At 65.5% G+C, this 23,252-nt stretch carries 22 protein-coding genes and 1 other RNA gene; 11 read left to right on the forward strand and 12 right to left on the reverse strand.

Annotated elements, in window-relative coordinates:
* Nucleotides 1-106: 106 nt before the first annotated feature.
* Entirely contained in the window at nucleotides 107-706 is a 600-nt protein-coding gene (locus GGR61_RS09460) for an alpha-ketoglutarate-dependent dioxygenase AlkB (protein ID WP_184621237.1), read from the forward strand.
* 452 nt (nucleotides 707-1,158) lie between these two features.
* Nucleotides 1,159-1,235, forward strand: a non-coding RNA gene (locus GGR61_RS09465) — sX9 sRNA.
* Nucleotides 1,236-1,257: 22 nt separating this feature from the next.
* On the opposite strand, the gene GGR61_RS09470 is transcribed toward GGR61_RS09465, so the two are convergent.
* The 4 genes from GGR61_RS09470 to GGR61_RS09485 all read right to left on the reverse strand — a co-directional run bounded on the left by GGR61_RS09470 (nucleotide 1,258) and on the right by GGR61_RS09485 (nucleotide 4,862).
* Nucleotides 1,258-1,902 carry an ABC-type transport auxiliary lipoprotein family protein gene (locus GGR61_RS09470; RefSeq protein WP_184621238.1) on the reverse strand — a complete coding sequence of 215 codons (645 nt, stop codon included), beginning with the start codon at nucleotides 1,900-1,902 and terminating at the stop codon, nucleotides 1,258-1,260.
* A complete protein-coding gene (locus GGR61_RS09475; protein WP_184408792.1) occupies nucleotides 1,899-2,825 on the reverse strand; it encodes an MlaD family protein in 927 nt (308 codons plus the stop codon). The genes GGR61_RS09470 and GGR61_RS09475 overlap by 4 nt, the downstream gene beginning before the upstream one ends.
* A 2-nt stretch (nucleotides 2,826-2,827) precedes the next feature.
* Nucleotides 2,828-3,664: an ABC transporter ATP-binding protein gene (locus GGR61_RS09480; protein ID WP_184408791.1), complete on the reverse strand. Its 837-nt coding sequence runs from the start codon at nucleotides 3,662-3,664 to the stop codon at nucleotides 2,828-2,830.
* Nucleotides 3,665-3,749: 85 nt separating this feature from the next.
* Nucleotides 3,750-4,862, reverse strand: coding sequence for an ABC transporter permease (locus GGR61_RS09485; RefSeq protein WP_184408790.1), 1,113 nt, complete (start codon nucleotides 4,860-4,862; stop codon nucleotides 3,750-3,752).
* Nucleotides 4,863-5,028: 166 nt separating this feature from the next.
* On the opposite strand from GGR61_RS09485, the gene GGR61_RS09490 reads away from it, so the two are divergent.
* Entirely contained in the window at nucleotides 5,029-6,288 is a 1,260-nt protein-coding gene (locus GGR61_RS09490; RefSeq protein ID WP_184408789.1) for a threonine/serine exporter family protein, read from the forward strand.
* A gap of 59 nt (nucleotides 6,289-6,347) precedes the next feature.
* Here GGR61_RS09490 and GGR61_RS09495 read toward each other — a convergent pair whose 3' ends face one another.
* From GGR61_RS09495 to GGR61_RS09505, 3 genes are all read right to left on the reverse strand, one after another.
* The gene (locus tag GGR61_RS09495; protein WP_184621239.1) at nucleotides 6,348-6,806 is read right to left on the reverse strand and encodes an H-NS family nucleoid-associated regulatory protein; all 459 of its coding nucleotides are present in this window, start codon (nucleotides 6,804-6,806) and stop codon (nucleotides 6,348-6,350) included.
* A gap of 145 nt (nucleotides 6,807-6,951) precedes the next feature.
* Entirely contained in the window at nucleotides 6,952-8,646 is a 1,695-nt protein-coding gene (locus GGR61_RS09500) for a proline--tRNA ligase (protein ID WP_184621240.1), read from the reverse strand.
* A 149-nt stretch (nucleotides 8,647-8,795) separates the two neighbouring features.
* The gene (locus GGR61_RS09505) at nucleotides 8,796-9,197 is read right to left on the reverse strand and encodes a DUF4124 domain-containing protein (RefSeq protein WP_184408786.1); all 402 of its coding nucleotides are present in this window, start codon (nucleotides 9,195-9,197) and stop codon (nucleotides 8,796-8,798) included.
* Between the two features lie 126 nt (nucleotides 9,198-9,323).
* Between GGR61_RS09505 and pssA the strand changes: the two genes are divergently transcribed.
* The 4 genes from pssA to GGR61_RS09525 all read left to right on the forward strand — a co-directional run bounded on the left by pssA (nucleotide 9,324) and on the right by GGR61_RS09525 (nucleotide 13,033).
* A complete protein-coding gene (gene pssA, locus GGR61_RS09510; protein WP_184621241.1) occupies nucleotides 9,324-10,097 on the forward strand; it encodes a CDP-diacylglycerol--serine O-phosphatidyltransferase in 774 nt (257 codons plus the stop codon).
* Complete coding sequence (locus GGR61_RS09515) at nucleotides 10,094-10,567, forward strand: alanine acetyltransferase (protein WP_184621242.1); 474 nt, start codon at nucleotides 10,094-10,096, stop codon at nucleotides 10,565-10,567. The genes pssA and GGR61_RS09515 overlap by 4 nt, the downstream gene beginning before the upstream one ends.
* Complete coding sequence (rimI, locus tag GGR61_RS09520; protein WP_184621243.1) at nucleotides 10,564-11,046, forward strand: ribosomal protein S18-alanine N-acetyltransferase; 483 nt, start codon at nucleotides 10,564-10,566, stop codon at nucleotides 11,044-11,046. Before GGR61_RS09515 ends, rimI begins: the two co-directional genes overlap by 4 nt.
* Nucleotides 11,047-11,899: 853 nt before the next feature.
* Nucleotides 11,900-13,033, forward strand: a complete 1,134-nt coding sequence (locus GGR61_RS09525; RefSeq protein WP_184408781.1) for a pectate lyase — start codon at nucleotides 11,900-11,902, stop codon at nucleotides 13,031-13,033.
* Between the two features lie 94 nt (nucleotides 13,034-13,127).
* Here GGR61_RS09525 and GGR61_RS09530 read toward each other — a convergent pair whose 3' ends face one another.
* The 4 genes from GGR61_RS09530 to GGR61_RS09545 form a co-directional block, all read right to left on the reverse strand.
* Entirely contained in the window at nucleotides 13,128-16,091 is a 2,964-nt protein-coding gene (locus tag GGR61_RS09530; RefSeq protein ID WP_184621244.1) for a valine--tRNA ligase, read from the reverse strand.
* A gap of 209 nt (nucleotides 16,092-16,300) precedes the next feature.
* The gene (locus GGR61_RS09535; RefSeq protein ID WP_184621245.1) at nucleotides 16,301-16,726 is read right to left on the reverse strand and encodes a DNA polymerase III subunit chi; all 426 of its coding nucleotides are present in this window, start codon (nucleotides 16,724-16,726) and stop codon (nucleotides 16,301-16,303) included.
* On the reverse strand, nucleotides 16,726-17,097 hold the full coding sequence (locus GGR61_RS09540) for a hypothetical protein (protein WP_184621246.1): 372 nt from the start codon (nucleotides 17,095-17,097) through the stop codon (nucleotides 16,726-16,728). Before GGR61_RS09540 ends, GGR61_RS09535 begins: the two co-directional genes overlap by 1 nt.
* Nucleotides 17,097-18,569, reverse strand: coding sequence for a leucyl aminopeptidase (locus GGR61_RS09545; RefSeq protein WP_184621247.1), 1,473 nt, complete (start codon nucleotides 18,567-18,569; stop codon nucleotides 17,097-17,099). Before GGR61_RS09545 ends, GGR61_RS09540 begins: the two co-directional genes overlap by 1 nt.
* Before the next feature lie 107 nt (nucleotides 18,570-18,676).
* Here GGR61_RS09545 and lptF point away from each other — a divergent pair, with 107 nt between their 5' ends.
* The 3 genes from lptF to GGR61_RS09560 are packed head-to-tail and all read left to right on the forward strand — an operon-like array spanning nucleotide 18,677 to nucleotide 21,215.
* Nucleotides 18,677-19,759: an LPS export ABC transporter permease LptF gene (gene lptF, locus GGR61_RS09550; protein ID WP_184621248.1), complete on the forward strand. Its 1,083-nt coding sequence runs from the start codon at nucleotides 18,677-18,679 to the stop codon at nucleotides 19,757-19,759.
* Nucleotides 19,756-20,862, forward strand: a complete 1,107-nt coding sequence (gene lptG / locus GGR61_RS09555; protein ID WP_184408775.1) for an LPS export ABC transporter permease LptG — start codon at nucleotides 19,756-19,758, stop codon at nucleotides 20,860-20,862. Before lptF ends, lptG begins: the two co-directional genes overlap by 4 nt.
* A gap of 5 nt (nucleotides 20,863-20,867) precedes the next feature.
* On the forward strand, nucleotides 20,868-21,215 hold the full coding sequence (locus tag GGR61_RS09560) for a hypothetical protein (protein WP_184408774.1): 348 nt from the start codon (nucleotides 20,868-20,870) through the stop codon (nucleotides 21,213-21,215).
* A 99-nt stretch (nucleotides 21,216-21,314) separates the two neighbouring features.
* On the opposite strand, the gene GGR61_RS09565 is transcribed toward GGR61_RS09560, so the two are convergent.
* Entirely contained in the window at nucleotides 21,315-21,782 is a 468-nt protein-coding gene (locus GGR61_RS09565) for an RDD family protein (protein ID WP_184621249.1), read from the reverse strand.
* Between the two features lie 173 nt (nucleotides 21,783-21,955).
* On the opposite strand from GGR61_RS09565, the gene xerD reads away from it, so the two are divergent.
* Complete coding sequence (xerD, locus tag GGR61_RS09570; RefSeq protein WP_184621250.1) at nucleotides 21,956-22,927, forward strand: site-specific tyrosine recombinase XerD; 972 nt, start codon at nucleotides 21,956-21,958, stop codon at nucleotides 22,925-22,927.
* Nucleotides 22,928-23,252: the final 325 nt, after the last annotated feature.

Genomic DNA, 23,252 nt, shown 5'->3' on the forward strand with positions numbered 1-23,252 from the left:
CGATGGCTGGTACGCATTTTCCGGGATTCGATGTGACGGCGGCAAATGGAATCGATTCATCCTCACCGCACGCCCGGCTCGGCAGGTGCGTGCTAGCGTCTGCGGGATGAAGATTCCGGTTGCATTGCCGCAGGCGCAGATCAGTTGGTGCCGAGGTTGGTTGCAGGCCACGCAGGCCGATGCGTTGATGCAGGCGCTGCTGGCGCAGGTGCAGTGGGAGGTGCACCGCATCCGCATGTTTGGACGGGTGGTGGATTCGCCGCGGCTGAGCAGCTGGGTCGGCGACCCGGATGCCAGCTATCGCTATTCGGGCACGCAATTTGCGCCGCAGCCGTGGCTGGAGGCGCTGCAGCCAGTGCGCACGCGTCTGCAGGACGAAACCGGGCATCCGTTCAACAGCGTGTTGGTCAACCGCTACCGTAGCGGCAACGATGCGATGGGCTGGCATAGCGACGACGAGCCGGAGCTGGGCGCGCAGCCGCTGATCGCCTCAGTGAGCCTGGGCGCGACGCGGCGGTTTGCGTTCAAGCATCGCGACGATGCGGCGTTGAAGCAGACGCTGGAGCTGGGCCACGGCGATCTGCTGCTGATGGGCGGGGATACCCAGCGCCACTACAAGCACGCCTTGCCGCGCACCGTAAAGCCAGTCGGCGAGCGCATCAATTTGACCTTTCGTCAGATTGCGATGCGCGTGTCCCAGCGATAAGAGCGGCTCACAAAACCTAGCGAGCGCTCGGCTGGCGGGGAGCGCAGTGATTTTGTTAGTCGCATCTTGCTGGGTGCGGTCGGAAGCCCAGCTCAAACGCTGCGTGGGTCGAGGGCGCGGTGCCCTCACCGCTCGCGGGACACGCCGTGAACCCATCCCTGGGGGCTCGGTGGCGGCATCCATGCCGCCACACGGTCCCGCAATCGGCGAGGACACCGCACCAGCGAGTGAGTCGGTGCTTTGTTGAAAACCTGCATACCGACCATCTTGATTGGTCCTTGCCCGCCCACCCTCGCGGGACCTTACGCGGCATGGATGCCGCGTAAGAGCTTACAAGGACGTACTTGCAGCGTGTCCCGCGAGGGTGGGCGGGCAAGGGCCCTGCAGCCAGGCCACAGATCAGCCGCTCTGCGGCAGCCCTTAGGCTGGCGCGGCCGGTGCTCGGAATCGGCATGTACCACTCGTGCACTCCCGGTTCCTGCGCGCCGTCCGCGCCCACCTAGCGACTGCTCGCTACGTTTTTCTAGCCGCTCTAAGTCTGTGGCTTGCGCTTACAACGAACGCGGCAGGTTCTGGCTATCCTGCTGACCGCTGACCAAGGTCCATCCCACCAGCTCGGTGGTGACCTGGGTCATCGCTTGCTCGAATGCCGCCGCGACCGCTGCGATGTCGGTGCTGCTGGACGGGCGTGCGACCAGGAAGGTGCGCGAGGCGGCCACGCGTTGATCCGACGAATGCAGCAACTTGGCGTTGAGTTCGATGGTGGCCGACGGCAGCGACTGGCCGGCGTAGTCCGACTCGAAGCGGCGCAGGTCGATCGCCAGCTTGTAGTCCGAGCGGATGCCGGTGCCGATGCGGGCGACCGCAGCGATCTTGCCGGAGTCCTCAAACGCACGCACCACGCTGTCTTCCAGCATGTCGGTCGCCGATTGCGCCCAGCTTGCACCTTGATAGACCTGCAACTCGCCCGGTGTCGGGCGCACGCTGATGCGCGGGCTGTCGATGATGCGGGCTGCGCTCGGCTTGGCGACCGACAGCTGCCAGGTCACCTGCGGCCAGGTGGGATTGGGCGTGACGCGCACGGTGGGGGCATAGATCGTGGCCGGCTTCTTATCGCCACCGGTCAGGACCGAGCAGCCGCCCAGCGCCAGCAACGAGACGCACAGCAGGGGACGCAACAGGCGCATGGCAGTCATTTCGGTTCGAACTCCTTGGGTGCGTCGCGGCCGAGCAGGTAGCGCGCAGGGTTGTTGTCCAGTTTGTCGCTGACCCGGCGCAGGTCGCGGATCAGGCCACGCAATTCGGTCAGCGTTGGACCGAGCTGGCCCAGGCCGTCATTGGCGAAACTATTGATGGCCGCGCGGTTCTCGCCAAGGATGTTGTCGGCGTTGCCGGCAGCCGAGTCCAGCTTGACCAACGTGGCGTCGAGCTTTTCCAGGATGCCGGGCAGCTGTTGCACCAGGTTCTGATCCAGCCGCTTGATGGTGCCGTTGGTGGTGGTCAGCGTGGTGTCGAGATTGCGCGCGGCATCGCGCGCGCTGACGATCAGCGCCTGCATGCCGTCGTCGCGGTCGGCAATGCCGCCGCTGATCTTTTCCAGGTTCTGCAGCGTTGCCGAAATGCTGGCCACGTTCTTGTCCGACAGCATCTGGTCCATGCGTTCGACGATGCGGTTGGCGGTGTCGGTGATGTTCTGCAGCGCCGAGGGTGTGGTCTGGATGATCGGCGCATCGCTCTTGTCGATGGTGGTCAGCGACGGCGCCTCGGGCGTGCCGCCGGAGAGCTGGATGATCGACGGGCCGGTCAGGCTGGTGATGCCCAGCTTGGCGCGCGTATCGCTCTTGATCGGCGTGGTGGAATTGACGCGCACGTGTGCGACGACCTGGCGCGGGTCGTTCGGCGCCAGCGTCAGCTCGGTGATCGAGCCCACCGCGATGCCGTTGTATTGCACCGGGCTGCCGACCGTCAGGCCGGTGACCGCTTCGCGGAACACCACCCGGTATTGCTGCCAGGTGCGGTCGGAAGAGTATTTGGCCGCCCACAGGCCGAACAGCAGCAGGGCGATGCCTGCCACGATGGTGAAGGCGCCGATCAGGACGTAATTGGCTTTGGTTTCCATGCTCAGGCGGTCTCGGTGGAGTCGGTCTTGGCCGCGCGCGCGGCGCGGGCGCGCGGGCCGTGAAAATATTCCTGGATCCAGGGGTGGTCGACCTGTTCGATCTCGGCCAGCGGCGCGTTGGCGATCACCTTGCGATCGGCCAGCACCGCGATGCGGTCGCAGATGGCGTACAGCGTATCCAGGTCGTGGGTGATCAGGAACACGGTCAGGCCCAGCGCCTGCTGCAAGGTGCGGATCAGGCGGTCGAAGGCGGCCGCACCGATCGGGTCCAGCCCGGCGGTGGGCTCGTCCAGGAACAACAGCGGCGGATCCAGCGCCAGCGCCCGCGCCAGGCCGGCACGCTTGCGCATGCCGCCGGACAATTGCGAGGGCAGCTTGTCCAGCGCATCGGCCGGCAAGCCGGCCAGCTTGATCTTCAGCAGCGCCAGCTCGAAATACCAGCGCTCCGGGAACTCGCCGTGATGTTCCTTCAGCGGCACCTGCACGTTTTCGCCGACGGTCATCGACGAAAACAGCGCGCCGTCCTGGAACAGCACGCCGGTGTTGCGGGTGATGTGCTGGCGGTCGGCATAACGGCCCGAGCGCGCATCTGCGCCCAGCACCTGAATGCTGCCCGCGTCCGGCTCGCGCAGGCCCAGGATGCTGCGCATCAGCACCGACTTGCCGGTGCCCGAGCCGCCGACCACGCCCAGGATCTCGCCGCGGCGCACGTCCAGATCCAGTTCCTCGTGGACGACCTGGCTACCGAAGCGGTTGGTCAGCCCGCGCACGGAAATCGCCAGCTGGTCGTCGTCGGCCTCTGGGCCGGGATTGGAGATTAGGGATTGGGGATTGGTCACAGCACCGCGCTCCCGAATGTCGGGGCGCTAGCGGCGCGTTTGCTTTGCACGAATCCCAAATCCCGAATGTCGAATCTCGGCTTCATCACCACCCCATCTTCATGAACCACAACGCCGCAATCGCGTCGAGGATGATGACCAAGGAAATCGTCTGCACCACCGAGGAGGTGGTGCGTTCGCCCACCGACTGCGCGGTGCCGCTGACCTTCAAACCCTCCAGGCAGCCGATCAGGCCGATCACCAGCGCAAACAGCGGCGCCTTCGACAGGCCGACCAGGAAATGCCGCAGCTGGATGGTGTCGTGCATGCGCGCCAGATACATCTGCGGCGGGATATCCAGATCGAACGCGCCCACGGTCACGCCACCGGCCAGGCCGGCGATCATCGCGATGAAGGTCAGCAGCGGCAGGGTGAAGATCAGCGCCAGCAGGCGCGGGATCACCAGCAGGTCGATCGGGTCCAGCCCCAGGGTGCGGATGGCATCGACCTCTTCGCGCGATTTCATCGCACCGATCTGCGCGGTGAAGGCGCTGGCGGTGCGACCGGCCAGCACGATGGCGGTCAACAGCACCGCGAACTCGCGCAGGAAGGCGATGGATACCAGTTCCACCACATAAATCTCCGCGCCGAAGTCGCGCAGGATGGTGGAACCCAGGAACGCGATCACCGCACCGACCAGATAGGACAGCAGCACCACCAGCGGCACCGCATCCAGGCCGACCTGTTCCATGTGATGCACGGTGGAGGTCAGGCGGAAGCGGCGCGGCTCGTGGATCAGCCGCGCGATCTTGACCAGGTTCTCGCCCAGGAAGCTGTTGAGCTCCAGGATGCCCTGGCCGACCCCGTGGGTGGTGCGGCCCAGGCGATCCAGCGCGGCGACGAAGCCGAAATCGCGCTTGGGCTTGGGGCGCTCGTCGTTGAGTTCCTCGATGGTGCACACCAGCGCCTGATGCTCATCGCGGAAATCGATCGCGTCTTCCTTCAGGCCGATGCGGCTGGCGAAGCGCAGCAACTGCAGTACGCCGGCCGAATCCAGTTGCGCGATGCCGCGCGCGTCGATGCGACGAATGCCATCGGGCACGGTCTGCAGCAGTTCTGCCTGCGGCAGGGCGGTCGCCAGGACCCAACTGCCAGCGAGGCGGACCTGTGCCTGATCCTGCGAGTCTTGTTCGATGCGTGGAGGTTGCGGTTTGATCATGGGTGGCCTGTCCGTGGCGCCAGCATACAGCGGCTGGCGTCAGTGAATGTGGGGATATCTGCTCTGGACGGGCGCGGCCGTTGCCAATCCGGACGCCGGTTGCGCGCGCTGCGGCATACACTGGCGGCCTCGCCAGACGGCGTTTCTCCGATCCGACTCGCCACGCATGTCCGCTGCCACTGTTGTCTTACCGTCCGCCAGCGCCACCTACGCCCAGCGCGTCGCCTTCGTTTCGGAAATCGCCGGACGCCTGCATTCGTATGGCACCACCGCGCAGCGCCTGGAGGCCGCCGTGGTCGGGCTGTCGCAGAAACTGGGTCTGGACTGCGAGCCCTGGTCCAATCCCACCGGCATCATCCTGAGCTTCAGCGACCCGACCAAGGCGATCGGTTCCAGCGATATCACGCGCGTGATCCGGCTGGCGCCGGGCGAAAACGATCTGTACAAACTCAGCGTGGCCGATTACGTGGCCGACAGTGTGGCCAACGGGCGCATGAGCATCGCGCAGGGCCACACCGCGCTGCGGCGGCTGGACCGCGAGGTGGACCGGCGCGGCAAGACCATGCAGGTGCTGGCCTTCGGGCTGGCGGCGGCCGGCGTGGCCGGACTGTGGAAGCTGCCCTGGCTGGATATCGCCACCGCCGGGGCGATCGGCATGTCGATCGGCCTGCTGACCCAGTACACCGACAAGCGGCCTGCCACCAAGGAGGCAGGTGAAGCACTGGCCGGCCTGCTGGCCGGTGTGGTGGCGGCGGTGGTCGCTTCGCTGATCGGGCCGCTGAATCTCAATACGGTGATCATCGCCTCGCTGGTGGTGCTGCTGCCGGGGATGTCGCTGACCAATGCCTTCAACGAGTTGGCCAGCCAGCATTGGGTGTCGGGTACTGCGCGCCTGGCCGGTGCGGTGACCACGGTGCTCAAGCTCACCGTCGGTGCGGTGATCGCGGTGACCTTGACCCAACTGATCGGGCTGCAACCGCAGGTGGCCGCGCTGCGCCCGCAGGCCGCCTGGGTTGAATGGGCCTCGCTGCTGGTGGCTGCCTATGCCTTTGCGGTGTTGTTCAAAGCGAGTCGGCGCGATTATTTATGGATCATGGCAGCGGCCATGTCCGGGTATGTCATTGCGCGTTATGCCGGGCATGCCTGGGGTGGTCCAGCCGGCGTGTTCGCTTCGGCCATGGCATTGACTGCCGCCGGTAATCTGTTCGGGCGGGTGGTGCAAAAACCCGGTGCGCTGATCCGTTTGCCCGGCATCATCATGCTGGTTCCCGGTAGCGTCAGCCTGCGCGGCTTTCTGACATTGGTACAGCAACAGGATGTCAGCGTCGGCCAGGCAGCGCTATTGGCGGTCACCAATATTGTGATGGCATTGATGGCTGGATTGCTGTTCGGCAATCTGTTGATACCGGCCCGCAAGAATTTATGACGGGCAGAAAAAGCGCGCAATAAAAACGCCGGCAGTGCCGGCGTTTTTATTGGTTTGAATCAAGCCGCCTTGGACTTCTTGGTCGCGCGCTTGGTGGTGGCCTTGCGCGTGGAGGTCTTCTTGGCCGGGGTCTTCTTTGCGGCTGCCTTGCTGATCAGGAAGTCTTCGACTTTCTTGCCGGCGGCGGTCAGTTCGGCCATCCAGCGCGGCTGCTTGCCACGACCGGTCCAGGTGTCCTGCGGGTTGGCGGGGTTGCGATACTTCGGCGGCACCTTGCCCAGCTTGCGGCCGGCACGCGGGCCCGGCTTGGCAGCGGCGGCGGGACGACCTGGGCGAGCGCTAGCGGAAGCGCCAAACAATTCTTCGATGGAATAACCCTGGGCTTTTGCAGCGCGGGTCAGCTGAGTGCGAACCTTGGCGATCGGGGCGCGCTTGGCAACAACGGTCTGCTGCTTCTTCGCATTTTTGATCAGGGCACCCAACTGCTTGGCCGACAGGCCGCTAAGATCGATCGACATCGTTACTCCGGAAGATGAGAGAAAAAAAGAAAGCCGGTCCGTGGCAGCGCTGTCATCATAATCTCAGAAAACCTGCATGACAAATGCGCCGAAATAATTCGGCGCATTGTGTTCATCTTTATTGAAGGAGTTCCGGGTGATTCGATCAGCGGTCCAGGCGAGAGAATAACCCTGCCTTATCCAGATTCTCTGCCGCCTCGGCAGTGCGTGCGCGATATTCAAATGTGCCGGCTGCCAATCCGCGTTCCGAGACCACCACCCGATGCGGAATGCCTAAAAGCTCCATATCGGCAAACATGGCGCCCGGGCGCAGGCCGCGATCGTCCAATGCGGCGTCGATCCCGGCGGCGATCAATTCGTCCAGCAAGGCCTGGGCGGCGGCCATCACCTGGGCGTCCTGCTTGGGGTTGATCACGCAGACCGTCACCTGCCACGGCGCCATCGGTGCGGGCCAGACAATACCGGCCTCGTCGTGGTTCTGTTCGATTGCCGCGGCCACGATGCGCGAAATGCCGATGCCGTAACAGCCCATCTTCATCACCGCGACCTTGCCGTTTTCGTCGATCACGGTGGCCTGCAGCGCCTGCGCGTACTGGCTGCCGAGCTGGAACACGTGGCCCACTTCGATGCCGCGGGCCAGCCGCAGCTCGCCGCCATCGGCCGCGCGCTCGCCGTCGATGACGTTGCGCAGATCCGCCACGGTGTCCGGCTCAGGCAGGTCGCGGCCCCAGTTGACGCCGACCAGATGCGCGCCGGGCACATTGGCGCCGACCACGAAGTCGGCCATCGCCGCCACATCGCGATCGGCCACCACGCGCACCGGCCGGGCGGTGTTGACCGGCCCCAGGAAGCCGGGTTCGCAGCCGAGGTGCTCGCGGATCTCGGTTTCATTGGCCAGGCGGTAATCGGCCAGGCCGGCGACCTTGCCCAGCTTGATCTCGTTGACCGCGTGGTCGCCACGCACCAGCACCAGCACGAAGCCGGCCTGGGTCATCACCGCCACCGACTTGACCGTGCGCTGCAGCGCGATGCCCAGCAGCTGCGCGACGTCCTCGCAGGTCTTCTGGGTGGGCGTGTCGACCTGGCGCATCGCCTCGCTGGCGGCGGCGCGCGGTGCGGGCAGGGCAGCGCTGGCGGTTTCCACGTTGGCGGCGTAATCCGAGCCGGTGGAGAATGCCAGCGAGTCTTCGCCGGATGCGGCGATGACATGGAATTCCTGCGAGGCGTCGCCGCCGATCGCGCCCGAATCGGCCTGTACGGCACGGAATTCCAGGCCCAGGCGGGTGAAGATGCGGGTATAGGCCGCGCGCATGTTGTCGTACTCGCGCGCCATGTCCGCATCGGTGAGATGGAAGGAGTAGGCGTCCTTCATCAGGAATTCGCGCGCACGCATCACCCCGAAGCGCGGGCGGATCTCATCGCGGAACTTGGTCTGGATTTGATAGAAATTCAGCGGCAACTGCTTGTAACTGTTGATTTCCTGGCGCGCGAACTCGGCCGCGGCTTCCTCGGCGGTCGGGCTGTAGCAGAACTCCTGTTCCTTGCGGTCCTTGATCTTGAGCAGTTGCCCGCCGAACTTTTCCCAACGGCCGGTCGCGTCCCACAGCTCGCGCGGCTGGATGGTGGGGAACAGCACTTCCACCGCCCCGGCGCGGTTCATCTCCTCGCGCACGATGGCCTCGACCTTGCGCAGCACGCGCAGGCCCAACGGCGACCAGGTGTACAGCCCGGAGGCGAGCTTGCGGATCATGCCCGCGCGCAGCATCAGACGGTGGCTGACCAGCTCGGCGTCGGCCGGGGTTTCCTTGGTGGTGTGCAGGTGGAACTGGGAAAGACGCATCGGGCTTCGCTTGGGCGGAAAGCCGCTAGTTTGCCAGTGTCGCGCCCCGCAGGTCATCGGCAACGCTGTCGCGCGGCCGTGTCACGGCGACTGCCACGACCATGACACGGCGCGATACGAGGAGCGGCGCGCGGGCGGTCCGGGTTGGCTCAGCTCGCCGGGCCGCTGCTGGGGGCCGGTTTGCAATAGGCCTTGGCGGCGGCCTCTGCAAGATTGCGCTGGGCGGCACGGGCCTCCGGGTCCAGTGCGGTGCCGGGCTTGCCATCGGCGCCAGCGCCCAGGCTGACCTCGCCCTTGCCGCTGAGCAATTCCAGGTTACGGCGGGCGTTGGTGCACTCGGCCGATTCGGGCGTGGCCGTGTCCGCTGCGGCGATGGCGGCAGTGCCGCTGCGTGCATCGATGCGGCGCGCTTCGTAGCGCTGGCCGCTGGGTGGCGGAGTTTCGGTGTAATGGGTCACACCCTTGGCGTCCTTCCACTTATACAGTTCGGTGGCGCCGGCGGCGGCGCTGACCAGCAGCAACAGGGCGCAGAGCCCGGACGACAGGTGCATGTGGCTTCCCCTGGATGATTCCCGCCGCGATTGCAGCATCCACGGCCCGCGCTGGCAAGTGATCCGCGCGCCGCACGGCTAAGGACGCGCTACCGCCGGACGGACCTCAGGCCCTACACTTGTCCCATGGATGAAATGAGACCGCCCCCGCGCTCGCGCACGATCTACCTGCTGCCGAACCTGTTCACCACCGCCGGGCTGTTTTCCGGTTTCTACGCCATCATCGCCGCCGCCAACGGGCAATTCGTCCAGGCGGCCATGGCGGTGTTTGTCGCTGCGGTGATGGACGGGCTGGATGGCCGGATCGCGCGCCTGACCAATACCAGCAGCGAATTCGGCGTGCAGTACGACTCGCTGGCCGATCTGGTCAGCTTCGGCATGGCCCCGGCACTGGTGATGTATCACTGGTCGCTGTCGGCGCTGAAGTACGACAGCAGCGTGATGGGCCGGGTCGGCTGGTCGGCGGCCTTTTTGTATGCCGCCTGCGCGGCGCTGCGGCTGGCGCGCTTCAATACCCAGGTCGGCGTGGTCGACAAGCGCTGGTTCATCGGCCTGGCCAGCCCGGCCGCAGCCGGCTTGATGATGTCCTTCGTCTGGGCGTTTGCGGACGACAGCCTGGGCTTCGATGGCCAACAACTGCGCTATCTGGCGCTGGCGGTCACCGTGGTGTCGGCCCTGCTGATGGTCAGCCGGATCCGTTTCTGGAGTTTCAAGGGAGCCGCGCGTGGCCCGCGTGCCGACCGCGTGCCGTTCCTGGCACTGGCGGTCGCCACGGTGGTGATCGCCTTGCTGGTGATCGACCTGGCCCGTTCGCTGCTGGTGATCGCTGTGTTGTATGCATTGTCCGGCCCGGTGATGTGGCTGTGGCGACGCGGGCGGCGGGTGCCCGAATTGCCATGAGCGCGTTGGCGTCCGAGCCGATGTGGTCCGATCTGCAGGTGTCGTATCTGCAGGCATTGGGGCACACCGTCTATCTGGACCGCGACACCGCCGATGCATTGCCGCCCGTCGACGTCATGGAGAACGCGCCGGTGGCGGCGCCGGCACGTGCCGAGCGCGCGTCTCAGCCTGCGGCGGTTCAAACCGCGCCGCCGGCGATGCGCCGCACGGCTCCGGTGGCGCCAGCCGAGCCACCGCGGACGGTCAACACGGCCCAGGCCGCCGCCCCGCAACGGCGCAGTAGCCGGGTCGGCATGCCCGATCGCCTGCAGATTGCGTTGCTGCGCGCCTCCGGATGCAACCCGGGCGACCCGGAGACACAAGCCTTGATGGCGTCCTGGCCATTGGCCGAGCTACGCGGCAATCCGGCAGCCAAGCGCGCGCTGTGGCCGCAACTGCGCGCGCTTCGGCGCCGCCGCGACAAGGCGTGAGCGCCTTGAACGCCCCGTTGCGCACCTCGCTGCGCGCCATGCGCGAGAGCGATCTGGACGTGGTGATGGACATCGAACATCGCGCCTATCCCTTTCCATGGACGCGCAGCATCTTTCGCGACTGCCTGCAGGCCGGCTACCCCGGTTGGGTGATGGAGCAGGGCGGGCAGGTGATCGGCTATGGCGTGATCAGCATCGCCGCCGACGAAGCACATGTGCTCAACGTCTGCATCGCCCCGGAAGCGCAATCGCAAGGCCATGGCCGCCTGCTGTTGCGCGCCCTGATCAAAGGCGCCTGCGATCGCGGCGCGCGGCGCGCGTTTCTGGAAGTGCGCCCGTCCAATCCGTCGGCAATTGCGCTGTATCACTCCGAAGGGTTCAACGAAATCGGTCGGCGCCCGCGCTACTACCCCTCCAACACCGGACGCGAGGATGCGTTGGTGATGGCGATCGAGTTGTCTTTCGAAGGGTTTTCCTGAGCGTCGCGGCGACGTTGCCAGCCGCACCGATCACCGTCGAAGCCGCGCGCCATCGAACCGCGGCATCAACAACGCCCGCCGGGCAAGGCGGGTTGGCGCTCTGATGTGTGATGCTGCGGTGCAGGCCACGATGGCGTGTCGATGATGGAGAGGGTCTCTCGTGGCCGATGCGGTTGGAGTCTGGGCGTGGCGACCGCGCGCGCTATTTTCGGTCCATTGGGTGTCGCTAACGGCGACGACCGGACCATAGCTGACCGCGCTGGCGACGCAATCGGGTGTCTGTGGTTTTGCCCTCAGGGCGTCCGCACCATTGCAATCGATGCCCGAATGCGGGTCCGCTTGCGGTCTGGCGCTGCGCTTGCGGATATTCCGGCCGCCTGAATGTGCGGGATGATGATTCCGCAATAGGGGTGATAGTTCCGCCATCTCCATCGCGTTGTTTTCTACCTCGCTTGCGCACGAGCAAAAATCGTCACGTAAATGGGGTTTTGGATAAATGCGCTGCATTGCAGCGAAATCGCCGCGAATAATGCCGGCGGGTGCGCGCGAAACCCCCGATTTTCTCGATATACATAGGGTTTTATTGCGGCTTAGATAATGCTGCGATGCAGTGTCCCTGGTCATGTCCCTGCGTGTCCCCGTCACCGCATTTTGTCTTCTCTTGAATGTCCTGCAATCGTTTGCGTGACTAGGCGTGCACATCGATACATCGGCTCAATACAGGCGATTGCGATGCTCCTAGTATCCGCCTCGCAGGACCGGATATTCCATAAACGAAAAACAGGTTCCGCATCTGCTAGACGAGGTAGCGCCGCCACGCGGTGCATCGCATCCATTCGAGGGAGACATCAAGATGAAGCCGAAATTTTCAACGGCGGCCGCCGCGTCGCTGTTTGTCGGGTCGTTGCTGGTAATTGGCGCTGCCTGCGCCGATTCCGCAATGGAAGTTGCGACAACTGGTTGGGCAACACAGAACGGTGGGACCAAGGGTGGGTCGAATGCGGCGGCTGCCAATATCTACACCGTCAAGAATGCCGCCGAGCTGAAGAGTGCGCTGAAGGCTAGCGTGGGCAGCAACGGGCGCATCATCAAGATCAGTGGCATCATCGATATCAGTGAAGGCACGCCCTATACCAAGACGGCGGACATGAAGTCGCGTGCGCGCCTGGACATTCCCACCAAGACCACGCTGATCGGCATTACCAACAACGCAGAGATTCGCGAGGGCTATTTCTACGTCAAGGCCAATGACGTCATCATCCGCAACCTGACCATCGAAAATCCCTGGGATCCGGAGCCTGTCTGGGATCCGAATGACGGCAACGCCGGCAACTGGAATTCCGAGTACGACGGGCTGACCGTGGAAGGTGCGTCCAACGTCTGGGTGGATCATGTCACCTTTACCGATGGCCGCCGCACCGACGACCAGAACGGCACCGCCAACGGCCGGCCCAAGCAGCATCACGATGGCGCAATGGACGTCAAGAAGGGCGCCGACTTCGTGACCATTTCGTACTCGGTGTTCAAATCGCACGAGAAGAATAATCTGATCGGCTCCAGCGACAGCGCATCCAGCACCGACAGCGGCAAGCTCAGGGTGACCATCCACAACACCTTGTTCGAAAATATTTCCGCGCGTGCACCGCGTGTGCGTTTCGGCCAGGTGCATCTGTACAACAACTACCACGTCGGCAGCACCAGCAATAAGGTGTACCCGTTCTCGCATGCGCATGGTGTGGGCAAGGAGTCGAAGATCTTCTCCGAGCGCAACGTGTTCGACATCAGCGGCGTGAGCAGTTGCGACAAGATCGCGGCCGACTACGGCGGCAGCGTGTATCGCGACCAGGGCTCGTTGCTCAATGGCAAGGCACTGTCGTGCTCCTGGAATTCCAACATCGGTTGGACGCCGCCCTACACCTACAACCTGCTGTCGGCCGACAAGGTGGCTGCAGACGTCAAGGCAAAGGCCGGCGCAGGCAAGCTCTAAGCTGGATGATGGGGAGTGACGCACAACGCCCGCAGTGATGCGGGCGTTGTGCGTTGGTGCGTCAGGGGGCCGCGCCGCGTGTTGCCGACCAGGGCTAGAGCTTGGCGCGTTGCTCGCGCAGGCCGCTCAGCTGGATGGTCCAGTCGTTCAAGCGCGCGCGTTCCTGTTCGACCACCACGGCCGGTGCGTTCTGCACGAAGGTGGCGTTGCCGAGCTTACCGTTGCACTTGCCGATTTCGCCTTCCACGCGTTTGATTTCCTTGTCCAGGCGCGTGCGTTCGGCATCCATGTCGACCAGGCCTTCCAGCGGCACCAGCAAGGTGAGCTCGCCGACGATGGTGGCCGCCGACGGCGGTGTGTCCTGGCCGGCATCGAGCCAATCGATCGCTTCGAGCTTGAGCAGGAACGACAGTTGCGAGGCGAAACGCGCCACGCGGGTGCGATCGTCGGCAGTGCCGGCCTGCAACAGCAGACGCACCTGCTTGGACGGCGGCACGTTCAGCTCGCTGCGCACACGGCGCAATGCCGACACCATCGACTTCAGCCATTCGACGTCGGTTTCTGCGCCGGCGTAACCTGCGGTAGCGACATCGCCGGCCTGCGGGAACGCCTGCAAGGAAATCGTGGAGGCGGTGATGCCCAGGCGCGGTGCGACCTGCTGCCACAGTTCTTCGGTGATGAACGGGGTCAGCGGGTGCAGCAGACGCAGCAGGGCCTCCAGCACATAGAGCAGGGTGTGGCGGGTGCTGGCCGCCGCCTCGCTGTCCTGACCATTGAGTGCGGGCTTGGCCAGCTCCACGAACCAATCGCAGAATGCATTCCAGGCGAATTCGTACAGCGATTGCGCGAGCAGGTCGAAGCGGTAGTTGGCGTAGTGCGCGTGGGTGTCTGCGGTGACCTTGTCCAGCCGCGCCAGGATCCACTTCTCCGCTTCGGTGCGCGGCTGCGGCACGCCGGCAAAGCGCGCGCCTTCGGTGTTCATCAGCACAAAGCGCGTGGCGTTCCACAGCTTGTTGCAGAAGTTCTTGTAGCCCTCGGCGCGGCCGAGATCGAACTTGATATCGCGGCCATGCGTGGCGAGTGCGGCGATGGTGAAGCGCAGCGCGTCGGCGCCGTGCGCGATGATGCCGTCCGGGAATTCCTTGCGCGTGGCTTTTTCGATCTTCTCGGCCATGCGCGGCTGCATCAGCCCGTTGGTGCGCTTGGCGACCAAGTTCTCGATGCTGATGCCGTCGATGATGTCCAGCGGATCGAGCACATTGCCCTTGGACTTGGACATCTTCTGGCCCTGCGCATCGCGGATCAGGCCGGTGATGTAGACATCGCGGAACGGCACCTGGCCGGTAAAGCTGTCGGTGGCCATGATCATGCGCGCCACCCAGAAGAAGATGATGTCGAAGCCGGTGACCAGCACCGACGACGGCAGATAGCGCTCGAAACCGCGCTCGGTCATCGCATCGGCATCCGGCCAGCCGAGCGTGGAGAACGGCCATAGTTGCGATGAAAACCAGGTTTCCAGTACGTCGCTGTCCTGGTGCAACGCAATCTGCGCGCCTAGGCCGTGCTTCGCACGCACCTCGGCTTCGTCATGGCCGACATAGCACTTGCCTGCCTCGTCGAACCACGCCGGAATGCGATGCCCCCACCACAGCTGACGGCTGATGCACCAATCCTGGATGTTCTCCATCCAGTGGCGATAGGTGTTGATCCAGTTCGGCGGCACGAACTTGATCTGGCCGCTTTCCACCAGCTCCAGGCCACGCTTGGCCAGCGCGTCCATTTTGACGAACCACTGGTCGGTGAGATAGGGCTCGATCACCTGGCCGGTGCGGTCGCCGCGTGGGACCTGCAGTTTGTGCGGCTTGGTTTCCACTAGTACGCCCAGGTCTTCGAGGTCCGAGAGCACCAGCTTGCGGGCCTCGTAGCGATCTAGGCCGTGATATTTAGCAGGAATTTCAACATTGCCGGGATTCGGATAGTGCCGATAGTTGGCTTCCTTCCCAAATAGCTGGCTGTAGTTACCGCTTGAATCGGTAGGCCCATTACCTGCTGCATAGAAATCTGCCATACGCGATGCTATGGGGCTGGAACTTATCTTGGCATCAGGGGTGAGAATGTTGATCAACTGCAAACCATGCCGCACACCTACCGCGTAATCGTTGAAATCATGCGCAGGCGTGACCTTGACCACGCCGGTGCCGAAGGCGCGATCGACGTAATCGTCGGTGATCACCGGCACTTGCCGGCCGGTCAGCGGCAGCACGATGCGTTCGTTGTGCAGCGTGGCGTAGCGCGCATCGTCCGGGTGCACCATCACGGCGGTGTCGCCCAGCATGGTTTCCGGACGCGTGGTGGCCACCACCAGATAATCGCGGATCTCGCGCAGCGTCTCGACGCCGTCGGCATCGTGCTCGACGTGCTCGTAGGTCACGCCATCGGCCAGCGGGTAGCGGATCGACCACAAAAAGCCGTCTTCCTCGACGCTTTCCACTTCCAGATCGGAGATGGCGGTCTTCAGCACCGGGTCCCAGTTGACCAGCCGCTGTCCGCGATAGATCAGCCCTTGCTCGTACCAACGCACGAACGCTTCGTTGACCGCGGCCGACGGCTGCGGGTCCATGGTGAAGGTGCTGCGCGACCAGTCGCTGGAGGTGCCCAGGCGGCGCATCTGGCGCTCGATGGTGTCGCCGGAGTCGGCTTTCCATTCCCACACCTTGGCGATGAACCCTTCGCGCCCGAGCGAGTCGCGCGTGTCGCCGTTGCCTTCCAGCGCCAGATTGCGCGACACCACCATCTCGGTGGCGATGCCGGCGTGGTCGGTGCCCACCTGCCACAGCGTGTCGAAACCGCGCATGCGGTGATAGCGCACCAACGCATCCATCAGCGTCTGCTGGAACGCATGGCCCATGTGCAGCGTGCCGGTTACGTTCGGTGGCGGCAGCAGCACGGTGTAGGGCTCGCCCTTGCCGGACGGCACGAAGTAACCGGCCGCCTCCCACTGCGCGTACAGACGCGATTCGAAGGAAGAGGGGTCGTAGCTGGAGGCGAGGGTGGTCATAGTGGGGCTGGGATTCGTTGATTCGGGATTCGGGATTTGTTGAGTCATGGGGCCGGTAGAGATCACTGGCAACCCATCGCATCACCGGCAGTGGTGGCGCTGTGGAATTGAGATCGGCTGTTCGGGATTCGTGGTTCTAGGGAGCTCTTGGGTGCGCGCAAAACCGCTCTTGCGACTCCCCAATCCCGACTCCCCAATCCCCGCCCCTCTCACATGTCGTACTTCGCCAGTTCCAGGCCCAGGGCCTTGTACTGCTTCCAGCGTTCGCGCAGCGGTTCGCGGGCGGCGGGGTCGGCGGGTACGACTTCCAGCACGCGGTCGCAGGCGCCCAGGTAGGGGTCGTCGCGCAGGTTGATCACCAGCGGGCGCGAGGGGGCGTCGAACTCGGGCGAGGCGATCAGCACCGGCGCCAGCTCGTCTTCCTCGTCGGTGCCGGCGATCTGGTGCGGGATGTAGGCCTCGTCGTCGAACGCCCACAGCAGGTCGTCCAGCGCTTCGGCCTGCGCAGCATCGCGCGCCAGGATCAGCGTGGAGAGATTGGCGTCGTAGGCCTTGCGCGCCAGCTCGCAGACCAGCCGCAGCGGTTCGTTGAGGAAGCGCGGTTTGGCGATCAGATAGAAGTCGGCGCGGGGCATCAGGCGGTCACAAAGCGGGAGGAGAGCACGAATTCGGTGGTCAGGCCGGCGGCTATAAACAGGGCGGCAAAGCCGAGCACGGCCAGCAGCAGGCCACCAAACGCGCGCAGGCGGCGCCCGGGCGGGCGCGAACGGTACAGGTATACCGGCAGGAACAACACGGCTAACGCCACGATGCCGATATTCATCCAGGCCGGCCGGCGGTAGCCGAGCCGGCGGCTGTCGGCCGCCAGCCAAACGAACAACAGCGCAAGCTGCACAACGATCCATAACAGGTCGATGCCGGGGCTGGTCCAGCCCGGCACCGCGCTGGCTGCTCCGTTCGCGACGGAAAAGCCAGCGATCAGGGCCAGTGCAGCGCGTGGCGACATCAGGCGGCGCGATCCAGCAGCCACTGCGTCAACAACCCCACCGGGCGACCGGTGGCCATGCCGCGCTTGCCTTCGTCGCTGGCCACGCCGGCGATGTCCAGATGCGCCCAGCGCTGGTTTTCGGTGAAGCGCGACAGGAAGCAGCCGGCGGTGATCGCGCCACCCCAGCGGCCGCCGATGTTGTAGACGTCGGCGAAGGTGGAATCGAGCAGGCCTTGGTATTCGTCCCACAGCGGCAGGCGCCAGGCGCGGTCGAACACGTGTTCGCCAGCGGCCAGCAACTCGTTGGCCAGGTCGTCGTGCTTGCTCATCAGGCCGGCGGTCTGGTGGCCGAGCGCCACCATGCAGGCGCCGGTCAGCGTGGCCACGTCCACCAGTGCTTCGGGGTTGAAGCGCTCGGCGTAGGTCAGCGCATCGCACAGGATCAGGCGGCCTTCGGCGTCGGTATTGCCGACCTCGATGGTCTTGCCGGACATGCTGGTGATGACGTCCGAGGGACGATAGGCATTGCCGTCGATGGAGTTTTCCACCGCCGGCACCACCACCACCAGGTTGATCGGCAGCTCGGCCTTGACCGTGGCCACGAAGGTGCCGATGACGTTGGCGCCACCGCACATGTCGTACTTCATTTCCTCGATGCCGCCCTGCGTCTTGAGATTGACGCCGCCGGTATCGAAGGTGATGCCCTTGCCCACCAGCACATACGGGCGCGCGTCGCCGCCGCCGTTCCACTTCAGCACGATCAGCCGCGGGCGGTTGGCCGAGCCGCGCGCCACCGACAGCAGCGAGCCCATGCCCAGCGACTCCATCTGCGCCTCATCCAGGATCTCGGCCTCGGCACCGGCGTACTTGCCGGCGAATGCGGCCGCGGTGTCGGCCAGGTAGGCCGGGGTGCAGTAGTTCGGCGGCAGGTTGCCCAGCTCGCGGGCGAACTCCACGCCCTCGGCGGTGGCCACGCCCACGGCCAGCGCGCGGGCGTCGTCGCCGGCGATCGCCAGGGTGGTCAGGCCGGTCTCGTCCACCTTCTTCTTGCCCAGGGTGGCGGTGTAGCGATAGGCCGCATGGTCGCTGACGATGACTGCCTGGCGGATATTCCAGGCCGCGTCGCGGGCCTTGACGGTGAGTTCGGTCAGGGTGAGCAGGGCGGTGCCGACCGCGCCGGTCTTCAGCGCGCGGGTCGCATCGCCGATCGCCTTGAGGTAGGGCGCCACGCCGAACTTGCCGGGCTCGCCCAGGCCGACCACCAGCACGCGCGGGGCGGTCACGCCGGGCAGGTCGTGGACCAGGGTGGTGCTGCCGGTCTTGGCAGCCACGTCGCCGCGTGCCACCAGGGCCGTCAGGCGGCCCTGGCTGGCGCTGTCCAGCGCCTGTGCGGCGGGCGACAGGGTCTTGTCGGCGAACACGCCAACCACGATGCAGTCGACGTGGGCGCTTGCCGGCGCGTCTTGGTTCAGGGTGAATTGCAGGGCCATTGATCAGATTCCGTAGGCAAATCCGTACAATCGCGGACTGTTTACGCCAACCTGACTAGGCTGGCGACGCCGCGAACGAATCCGAGAGTTTAAAACAAGCCCACCCCATGCCGAAGCTCGATCGATACCTGCTTAGCGATTTCACCCAGAGCTTCCTGGCCACCTTGATCGTGCTGCTGGTCGTCAGCGTGGGCGGTGTGCTGGTGGATATCCTCGGCAATATCGCCGACGGCCGCATCCCAGCTCGCTTGCTGCTGTCTCAGGTGGGTCTGCAATTTGTGGCCTACCTGCCGATCATCCTGCCGCTGGCGTTGATGCTCGGCCTGCTGCTGGCGCTGGCGCGGCTGTACCGGGATTCAGAAATGGCGGTCATTACCGCCATTGGCGTGGGTCCCAAGCGCATGTTGCGGCCGATGCTGATACTGGTGGTGCCGGTGGTGATCGTCATCGGGCTGTGCTCGCTGTGGCTGGGTCCGTGGGCCAGCCGCACCGCCGAGACCATGCTGGAAGACGCCAACCGCAGCGTGCTGATGGCCGGCCTGGAATCGGGCAAGTTCACCCCGCTGTCCGATGGCGGCGTGGTCTACCTGACCACGATCTCGGCCAATGGCAAGGACCTGGGCAAGGTGTTCATGCAGCGCCAGAAGGACGACCGCATCGATGTGGTCACCGCCGACCGCGGCGCGATGTTCTTCGAAGGCAAGGCCGACCGCTACCTGCGCCTGGAGGACGGTTACCGCATCGAGGGGCCGGCTGCCGGCGACACCCTGGATTACCGCTTGATGAAGTTCGCCAGCAACGATGTGGCCTTGCCCGACCGCAGCCAGGTGCACGATGCCAACGATCCGGAAGTGATGTGGACCACCCAACTGCTGTCCGATGAGCGCCCCGCTGCGCGGGCGCAGCTGCATGAACGCCTGGCGCCGCCGTTGCTGGCCCTGGCGTTTGCGCTGCTGACCCTGCCGCTGTCACGCAGTGCGCCACGCCAGCAGCGCTACGGCCGGATCATGCTGGCCTTCCTGGCCTACATGGTGGGCACCAATCTGATGATCGTCGGCACCCAGTGGATCGCCAACGGCAAGACCCCGGCCGCGCTCGGGCTGTGGTGGCTGACGCTGCCGCTGCTGGCGGTGGCGATCTGGGCGTATGCGCGCGATGGCCGCGTGCGTCGACCGAGGGCGGGCGCATGAGGCTGCTGCCGCGGGTGCACGACCTGTATGTCGGTCGCGTGGTGTTGTTCACCGTGCTGCTGACCTGGGCGGTGTTGCTGGGTCTGGACCTGATCAACGCGTTTGCCAGCGAGGCCAAGAGCATCGGCCAGGGCAGCTACAGCTTCGGCCATGCGGTGGCCTATGTGGCCTACACCGTGCCGCGCCGGGCGTACACCATGTTTCCCACCGCCGCGGTGATCGGCGCGCTGATGGGCCTGGGCCAGTTGGCCGCCACCTCCGAATTGACCGCGTTGCGCGCGCTGGGCGTGTCGCGCAAGCGCATGTCGGCCTCGGTGGTCGCGGCAATGGCGCTGCTGACCGCCGGCATGGTGATCAGCGGCGAGACCGTGGGCCCCTGGGCGCAGAACCAGGCCGACTCGCTCAAGGCCAGCGCCCGCTTCAACAGCAACATGGCGGCGGCGCGCTACTCGGGCCTGTGGGCGCGTGAAGGCAACACCTTCCTCAATGCGCTGAGCGGCGAGGAGAAGCTGCTCGATGGCGGCGGCACCGCGCTGGATCTGCATGACGTGCGGCTGTATCAGCTCGCTGCCGATGGCCGCCTGCAGCAGCTGACCTATGCATCCCTGGCCGAGAATCGCGATGGCGTCTGGACGCTGCGCCAGGTGCGTCGCGACACGTTCCAGGAACGCGCGGTGCAGCGCGAAACCTTCCCCGAGTTGCCGTGGCAATCGCAGCTCAGTCCGGCGGCGCTGGCCGCCGGCTTGGCCAAACCGCGCAATCTGTCCGCACGCGATCTGGAACAGAGCATCGAGTACCGGCGCCGCAACGGCCTGGATGCGCGCGATTACGAAGATCAGTACTGGAGCCGCTGGTTCTATCCGGTCAACGTGCTGGCGCTGTGCATGGCGGCGATTCCGTTTTCGTTCGGTTCGTTGCGTAGCGGCGGGTTGGGCAAGCGCCTGTTTCTGGGCATCCTGTTCGCGTTGGGCTTCTGGCTGTTGCAGCTGTTCTTCGGCCGGATGGCCGGCGCGCTCAAGCTGGATTACCGCATCGCCTATGCGCTGCCGCCGATGGTGATGCTTGGGGTATCGGCGTGGCTGTTCCGGCGGCGCAGCAGCTAAGCGCCATGCGACGGTTTAGCTGGGTCGGGCTGGCAATGTGCGTGCCCTACGCGGTGCTGATCGTGCAGTGCCAGCGGTTGGCGCATGCTCCGCATGTCAATGACAAAAGCCGGCTCGTGTGGGAGCAATTGCCGGTTTTGCCGCAGATGGTGTTAGCCGCGTCGTCAGGTCTTGGGCCTCTGTTCGACTGGTTGCCCTACGGGGTGGCGTATGCGTGGCTTGCGACACAAGCGTTCGTGATGCTGTATCTGTTCGGTTGGGCGCTGGATGAATTTTTCAGAGCCCGTGGCCGGTCAGGGCAGGGTGCATCGGCCGGGCAGGATGCGGCGACCCGGGACGAGGATCGGCGCTGAGCGCTGAGTGCGTTGGGTCGAACAGATCAAGTGGACGGGACGGTTGCGGCGTCGTGCCGGCACACCGCGTGCCCTGGCGTGTCGCGGCGTCATCGCCAGTCAGGGCGTCGGTTTAGAACTGCGTTGCAGCCTGGTCCCGCTTGCGCGGTCGTGCCACGCCAGCCGGTCGCGATCCAGCCACGCCCACCAGAATCCCAGCCCGCCCAGCGCCAGCGACAAGGTGCCGACGGCGTAGCGGATCCACAGCGCACGCCATGAGGCCTGCGGGCCGATCAGGCGCAGTCGCCACGGGCGCATGCCCAGGGTCTGACCACCGCGACGCCAGCTGACGGTGGCGTACACCCCGGCGGCGATCCAGCAACACAGCCACAACAGCCATTGCCAGCCACTGAAGGGGGCGATGTTTTCGCGCGCCGGGTGCCCGGCAAGCGTGAATCCCAGCGTGAACGCGGTGGAGATCAGCATCCAGAGCGCCACGACCGGCCAGAGGTCGTAGCACATCGCCAGCAGCCGCCAGCCCACCAGGGCAGGCGCGCGCGGGGGACGGGGCGCGGGGATCGAGGTCATGCCGCGAGCATAGCGGGCGTACCTTGCAGCGCAACGCCGCGCTGCGTCAGCGGCCTGCGCGGTTGGCGCCTGTGGATATCCGGCAGCGTTGGCGACGCGTGGAGCGTCGAGGCGTGCGCGCAGCGCTGCGGCGGCGGCATCGCAACGCACGCAGCACGTTCTATGCTGTGGCGATGTCTGCCAGCAATCCCGCCGAACGCCGTCAACTCGCCCAGCAGCTCCCGCCGCTGCAGGCCGCCGATGCCGCTGCCATCGAGCGGTTTCTGGACCGTTTCTGGGCCGAGCAGGGGGTGGCGCGGCAGACGCTGGACAGTTATCGGCGCGATCTCGAAGGCCTGGCACGCTGGCGCGATGGGGCCGGTGGCGGCTTGCTGGGGGTCGATCGTGCGGCGCTGTTCGATTATCTGGAATGGCGCGCCAACGCGCGCTACTCGCCGCGCAGTACCGCCCGGCTGCTGTCGACGCTGCGCGCGTTCTACGGGGTGTGCCTGCGCGATGGAGTGCGCAGCGACGACCCGACGGCGCTGATCGATCCGCCCCATCTGCCACGCTCGCTGCCCAAGGCGCTGACCGAGAGCCAGATCGAGGCGCTGCTGGCCGCGCCCGACATCGCCACGCCATTGGGCCTGCGCGACCGCGCCATGCTGGAGTTGATGTATGCCGCCGGCCTGCGGGTCAGCGAGCTGGTGAATCTGCCGGCGGTGGGGGTCAATCTGCGTCAGGGCGTGTTGCGGGTGACCGGCAAGGGCAGCAAGGATCGGCTGGTGCCGTTGGGCGAGGAATCCCAGCATTGGCTGGAATGCTATCTGCGCGATGCGCGCCCGCTGCTGGCCGATCACAAGCCGGTGGCCGCAGTGGATGGCCAGGTGCCGTTGTTCATCGATGCGGCGCGGCAGCCGCCCAGTCGCCAGCAGTTCTGGGCGCTGGTCAAACGCTACGCAGCGCTGGCCGGGATCGATCCGGCCACGGTCAGCCCGCACGGGTTGCGCCACAGCTTCGCCACGCATCTGCTCAACCACGGCGCGGACCTGCGCGCGCTGCAGATGCTGCTGGGTCACAGCTCGCTGTCGACCACGCAGATCTACACGTTGGTCGCGCGCCAGCATCTGCAGAAGCTGCACGCCGCCCATCATCCGCGCGGGTAGGCGGCTGCGGGACAGCGGGCCGGCATGCGCGTGTGGCGCAGCGGAGCGCGGGGATGTCTGTTGCGGCCCTGCATCGGACCGCCGACGGGGCCTGCCATGGGTGGGACGGCGATGCACGGCATGCAGTGGCGCATCCGGTCTTACTGGATCGGGAACGTGACCGCAGCGGTGCCGATCAGGTGATGTGTGGGTGTCGAGCCGCCTGCAGCGTGGGTTGCGCATGCGCGCCGGCCAGCCTGCGGGCACCCGTCACCCCTGCGGCACGCATGCAACCGGCCTGCATTCCCGCCGAGCAGCAAGCGGCGGCCAGGCTTCATGCGCGCTG

This window comes from Xanthomonas sp. 3058, assembly GCF_014199765.1.
In the GTDB taxonomy this organism is placed as follows: Bacteria; Pseudomonadota; Gammaproteobacteria; order Xanthomonadales; family Xanthomonadaceae; genus Xanthomonas; species Xanthomonas campestris_B.

What these genes read in the sequence shown, in the direction of transcription:
- GGR61_RS09495 (WP_184621239.1), bottom strand. Translation starts at nt 6,806, where the DNA reads ATGTCGATCGATCTTAGCGGCCTGTCGGCCAAGCAGTTGGGTGCCCTG.
- GGR61_RS09545 (WP_184621247.1), bottom strand. Translation starts at nt 18,569, where the DNA reads ATGGCCCTGCAATTCACCCTGAACCAAGACGCGCCGGCAAGCGCCCAC.
- GGR61_RS09535 (WP_184621245.1), bottom strand. Translation starts at nt 16,726, where the DNA reads ATGCCCCGCGCCGACTTCTATCTGATCGCCAAACCGCGCTTCCTCAAC.
- GGR61_RS09565 (WP_184621249.1), bottom strand. Translation starts at nt 21,782, where the DNA reads ATGACCTCGATCCCCGCGCCCCGTCCCCCGCGCGCGCCTGCCCTGGTG.
- GGR61_RS09540 (WP_184621246.1), bottom strand. Translation starts at nt 17,097, where the DNA reads ATGTCGCCACGCGCTGCACTGGCCCTGATCGCTGGCTTTTCCGTCGCG.
- pssA (WP_184621241.1), top strand. Translation starts at nt 9,324, where the DNA reads ATGGATGAAATGAGACCGCCCCCGCGCTCGCGCACGATCTACCTGCTG.
- GGR61_RS09470 (WP_184621238.1), bottom strand. Translation starts at nt 1,902, where the DNA reads ATGACTGCCATGCGCCTGTTGCGTCCCCTGCTGTGCGTCTCGTTGCTG.
- GGR61_RS09560 (WP_184408774.1), top strand. Translation starts at nt 20,868, where the DNA reads ATGCGACGGTTTAGCTGGGTCGGGCTGGCAATGTGCGTGCCCTACGCG.
- lptG (WP_184408775.1), top strand. Translation starts at nt 19,756, where the DNA reads ATGAGGCTGCTGCCGCGGGTGCACGACCTGTATGTCGGTCGCGTGGTG.
- xerD (WP_184621250.1), top strand. Translation starts at nt 21,956, where the DNA reads ATGTCTGCCAGCAATCCCGCCGAACGCCGTCAACTCGCCCAGCAGCTC.
- GGR61_RS09460 (WP_184621237.1), top strand. Translation starts at nt 107, where the DNA reads ATGAAGATTCCGGTTGCATTGCCGCAGGCGCAGATCAGTTGGTGCCGA.
- lptF (WP_184621248.1), top strand. Translation starts at nt 18,677, where the DNA reads ATGCCGAAGCTCGATCGATACCTGCTTAGCGATTTCACCCAGAGCTTC.
- GGR61_RS09500 (WP_184621240.1), bottom strand. Translation starts at nt 8,646, where the DNA reads ATGCGTCTTTCCCAGTTCCACCTGCACACCACCAAGGAAACCCCGGCC.
- GGR61_RS09485 (WP_184408790.1), bottom strand. Translation starts at nt 4,862, where the DNA reads ATGATCAAACCGCAACCTCCACGCATCGAACAAGACTCGCAGGATCAG.
- GGR61_RS09515 (WP_184621242.1), top strand. Translation starts at nt 10,094, where the DNA reads ATGAGCGCGTTGGCGTCCGAGCCGATGTGGTCCGATCTGCAGGTGTCG.
- GGR61_RS09475 (WP_184408792.1), bottom strand. Translation starts at nt 2,825, where the DNA reads ATGGAAACCAAAGCCAATTACGTCCTGATCGGCGCCTTCACCATCGTG.
- GGR61_RS09505 (WP_184408786.1), bottom strand. Translation starts at nt 9,197, where the DNA reads ATGCACCTGTCGTCCGGGCTCTGCGCCCTGTTGCTGCTGGTCAGCGCC.
- GGR61_RS09525 (WP_184408781.1), top strand. Translation starts at nt 11,900, where the DNA reads ATGAAGCCGAAATTTTCAACGGCGGCCGCCGCGTCGCTGTTTGTCGGG.
- GGR61_RS09490 (WP_184408789.1), top strand. Translation starts at nt 5,029, where the DNA reads ATGTCCGCTGCCACTGTTGTCTTACCGTCCGCCAGCGCCACCTACGCC.
- GGR61_RS09530 (WP_184621244.1), bottom strand. Translation starts at nt 16,091, where the DNA reads ATGACCACCCTCGCCTCCAGCTACGACCCCTCTTCCTTCGAATCGCGT.